This window comes from Dolichospermum sp. LEGE 00246 (assembly GCF_015207865.1).
Lineage (GTDB): Bacteria > Cyanobacteriota > Cyanobacteriia > Cyanobacteriales > Nostocaceae > Dolichospermum > Dolichospermum heterosporum.
The window spans coordinates 1-4,490 of sequence record NZ_JADEWA010000448.1 but is presented as its reverse complement, the minus strand read 5'-3'; the positions used below and the strand labels follow the sequence as shown (position 1 = coordinate 4,490).

The following is a 4,490-nucleotide window of genomic DNA, read 5'->3' as shown; positions in this document are numbered from 1 at the left end:
TAGATGAAACTGAAAGAAAGAAACTTGAGGATATCGCCCAAGGTTGGGGAATGAGTCTTTCGTCAGCCTTAAAAAGATTAGTTAGAGAGAAATAAAATGTTGAAAAGATTTAATGACCCGCATCATGATCGAGAATATTGGCAGCGGTTAAAACCGCACGGGTAGGCTTTCCCCCGCGCTCTAAAGAGACGCGGCTCCCAGCCTTCCCGCGATCCCCTGGTGGTTTGTTTCTCATAAAACCAAGACGCAGAAAACGCCTTTTGCGCCTTTTGCGTCTCTGCGTGAAAAAACCCCTTTACACCATCTCAGAAGTCTGCACCGTAGCTTGTTTTCAAAACCCAAAAATTAAAAATCCAAAATTATTTTTTTTGAATTTTTAATTGTTTAAGTTCCTACGACACCAGAGTAAATTAAACCCCGCTGTATATCCAAAGTCAAAATTGCACCATCCTTAATTACTTGTGTCGCATCCTTCACGCCTACAATTACTGGTACACCGAGACGTAAACCAATAACTGCGGCGTGACTGGTGAGACTTTCTTCTTCAGTAATAATCCCCCCAGCTTTACGAATTGCTTCCACAAAATCAACACCAGTGCGGGATGCTACCAAAATATCTCCAGGATTAAAGTTACTGGCATCCATAGCATTATGAACTACCCTAGCGCGACCACTCACAGAACCCTGTCCCAGTCCAATGCCTTGACCTAGTACAGCAGTGACTATTTCTACCTTGATCAAGTCCGTTGACCCAGAAACCCCCTGAAGCGTACCAGCGGTCATGACCACTAAATCACCTTCAGTGAGGAGGTTTTTTTCCTGGGCGACATTAATAGCGGCTTGGAATGTCTGACCTGTAGAAGGTAGTTCTAGCACCAACAGCGGTCTAACTCCCCAGACCATCTGTAACTGTCGGGCTACATTAACATGAGGTGTAATGGCTAAAATTGGCGTTTTCGGGCGAAACTTAGAAACGTTGCGGGCTGTAGCCCCGGTTTGTGTCAAAGTCATAATTGCCGCTGCACCTAAATTCTCAGCAATTTGACTAACAGCTTGGCTAATCGCGTTGGGAATAGAACGCCTATTATCTCGTGATAGACGGGAATTGGTGTTCAGGGTTTCCTCTTGTTCAATTCGTTCGGCTATTCTGGCCATAGTGGCTACAGCTTCTATGGGGAAACTACCAACGGCGGTTTCATTGGACAGCATGACCGCATCTGTGCCATCTAAAATGGCGTTGGCGACATCGGATACTTCTGCACGGGTAGGACGGGGGTTGCTGACCATGCTATCTAGCATTTGGGTAGCGGTAATAATGGGAATTCCCAGGCGGTTGGCTGTGGCAATGAGCCGTTTTTGTAGCACGGGTACGTCTTCCGCCGGTAGTTCCACCCCTAAGTCACCTCTGGCAACCATCACCCCATCACATAAAGACAAAACTGCTTCCATTTGTTCAATGGCTTCGTGCTTTTCGATTTTGGCAACTACAGGGACATTTTTGCCGGTGCTGGAAATTAGTTCTTTAATTTCGATAATGTCCTGGGGGTTGCGGACAAAGGAAAGGGCTACCCAATCAACACCTTGGTCTAAACCAAACATCAGATCCTCGCGGTCTTTATCGGTCATAGCTTTGATGGATAAGTAAACTCCCGGAAAGTTAACACCTTTGTTGTTGGAAAGTTTACCTGGAACTGTTACCCGACAATGTAAATCGCCTTTTTCGCGGTTAATTTCCTCCACTACCATTTCGACTTTGCCATCATCGAGGAGGATATTTGAACCGACGGGGACTTCTTCGGCTAAGTAATCGTAGGTAACGCAGCTTATTTCCTGTGTTCCTTCTATGGGGCGATTTGTCAATGTGAAGCGATCGCCTTTTGCTAAAATTATCGAACCAGTTTCAAACCGCCCCAAGCGAATTTTCGGACCCTGTAAATCTTGCAGAATTGCTACCGGTCTATTCAGTTCAAAAGCGGTTTGCCGAATTAATCGAATACTCCGCTGATGGTCAGCATGAGTTCCGTGGGAAAAGTTGAGCCGTAGTGTTGTTGCACCCGCTTCAATAATCCCTTTCAGCATTTCTGGACTGCTGGTAGCAGGTCCGATAGTAGCAACAATTTTAGTTCGGCGCTGAGAATCTCTTAATTGCGTCATGGGCTGGGTTCAAAATTTTGGGGATCTACCTGGGAATTTATCGTCATCTTTTCTCATGCCATTTAATATCTGAGATTTTGGATCATGAAAACCTGACTGTATCAGCAAATCATTTTTCCATTGATCGCCATCTTTTTGCAAATGGTTATGAATTAAACAGACTCTCTCTTTTGGGTCACTACTATATCAATGTTATAAGCAGTTAGAGAGCTAATCATGGTATAGTTTTGATATCGTACACTAATCTGATCGGCCACTTTCTCCTCAGAAAGTTTTTTGTCTCAAAGCACTGCTTTAGCCAAGAATCATAGCCTTATTTACACATTCTTAACCACAACTCTGGATAAATCTTGCTTTACATAACTTTACTCTTCACTAAGATTAATAGTATGATCCGTAAAGATTCATTATGAAAGGAGTTAAGAATGATCACGTCGGAGGCACAAAAGCCACTGACAATTCCCCCCAAAGAACTTTTATCACCTCCTGGTGATTTTAATCCCACCCTATTAATGTTTTTAGTTGTGGTGATGATGTTAGTTTTGTCTAACTTTGGGTATTGGCTTTGGGAATGGCCGCATTGGTTGTGTTTTAGTGTCAATACTCTAGCGCTACATTGTTCAGGAACGGTGATTCATGATGCTTGTCACCAATCTGCCCATCGCAATCGAATTGTTAACGCTATGTTAGGCCATTGTAGTGCCTTGATTCTAGCTTTTGCTTTTCCAGTATTTACACGAGTACATTTACAGCATCATGGTAATGTTAATCATCCCCAAGATGATCCAGATCATTATGTTTCTACAGGTGGTCCCCTGTTCTTAATTGCGGTGAGATTTTTGTACCATGAAGTATTTTTCTTTCAAAGACGGTTATGGCGTAATTATGAACTACTAGAATGGTTTATTAGTCGCCTAATTATCATTACTATTGTTTATATTTCTGTCCAATATCATTTTTTGGGCTATATTCTTAACTTTTGGTTTATTCCCGCTTTCTTGGTAGGAATAACTTTGGGGTTATTTTTTGATTATTTACCTCACCGTCCTTTTGTTGAGAGAAATCGCTGGAAAAACGCCCGCGTCTATCCTGGCAAGGTTCTCAATATCCTAATTTTGGGGCAGAATTACCACTTAATTCATCATCTTTGGCCTTCGATTCCTTGGTATAATTACCAGCCAGCTTATTATTTAATGAAGCCATTATTAGACGAAAAAGGCAGTCCGCAAACTTCCGGGTTATTGCAGAAGCAGGACTTTTTGGAATTTGTCTATGATATCTTCATAGGTATTCATTTTCATCACTGAATTTAGCAATATAATGTAGGGGTGGGGTTTCCCCTACATTACGATTTGCTGACTGGATCTCATGGAAGTGCATACCGCTATAAGTAGGTTGGCGTTGAAAATTGTCGTTATGACAAGGCAAGAGGCAAGAGTAAAGAAGTTTTCAGCGATTTTACGTTTCTTTACACAGGTTGGTTTTATTGTGTTCACCTACTTAGTCGTTAATTGTTGGTAATCTATGTTTAACGACTCAGAATAGACAACAAACTATGATTTGGACGGAAATTGATACCCATATTAGCCGAGTTACTGACGAAAAATTTGTCAGTCAGCAGCATTTATCCATCAGTGGTGGGTGTATTAATCAGGGTTTTGCTATCAGCGATCGCCAATTGACTTACTTTGTTAAACTAAATCAAGCTTCTCAAGTCTCAATGTTTGCAGCAGAGATGCTTGGTTTACAGCAAATGTCCACCACAGCAACTATCCGCGTTCCTGGTCCAATCTGTTGGGGAACTACAGGCAATTATAGCTATCTTGTCTTGGAATGGCTAGAAATGACCACTGATAACCATAAGTCTTGGCAAGAAATGGGACGCAAATTGGCAGCAATGCACAAAACTACCAGCAAGCAAGGTTTTGGCTGGGATATTAATAATACTATCGGTTCTACACCGCAAATTAACAATTTTTCTAACTCTTGGGTTGAATTTTATATTGAACACCGTTTAGGTTATCAATTTCAGTTAGCAAAAAAACGCGGTGGTAGTTTTCCATTAGCAGAAAAACTATTAGCAGCTATTCCCGAATTATTAGCAAATTATCAAGTTCAACCGGCTTTAGTCCATGGGGATTTATGGGGGGGAAATGCAGGTTTTACGGTTGAGGGTGAACCAGTAATATTTGATCCTGCAACTTATTTTGGTGATAGAGAAGTTGATATCGCTATGACAGAATTATTTGGAGGTTTTCCGCCAACTTTTTATCAAGGTTATGAGGAGATATATCCTTTACATACAGGATATAAAACCAGAAAAACATTATATAATC

At 41.6% G+C, this 4,490-nt stretch carries 3 protein-coding genes; 2 read left to right on the top strand and 1 reads right to left on the bottom strand.

All coding sequences use genetic code 11. From position 1 onward, the window contains the following. Positions 1–384 precede the first annotated feature (384 nt). Complete coding sequence (gene pyk / locus IQ228_RS21850) at positions 385–2,154, bottom strand: pyruvate kinase (RefSeq protein ID WP_027403929.1); 1,770 nt, start codon at positions 2,152–2,154, stop codon at positions 385–387. A 425-nt stretch (positions 2,155–2,579) separates the two neighbouring features. Here pyk and crtR point away from each other — a divergent pair, with 425 nt between their 5' ends. Next, positions 2,580–3,461, top strand: a complete 882-nt coding sequence (gene crtR, locus IQ228_RS21845; RefSeq protein ID WP_027403930.1) for a beta-carotene hydroxylase — start codon at positions 2,580–2,582, stop codon at positions 3,459–3,461. Between the two features lie 248 nt (positions 3,462–3,709). Then, on the top strand, positions 3,710–4,490 hold a 781-nt coding region (locus tag IQ228_RS21840), incomplete at its 3' end, for a fructosamine kinase family protein (protein ID WP_228044007.1).

Coding starts and splice junctions, on each gene's coding strand:
- pyk (WP_027403929.1), bottom strand. CDS start 2,154: ATGACGCAATTAAGAGATTCTCAGCGCCGAACTAAAATTGTTGCTACT.
- crtR (WP_027403930.1), top strand. CDS start 2,580: ATGATCACGTCGGAGGCACAAAAGCCACTGACAATTCCCCCCAAAGAA.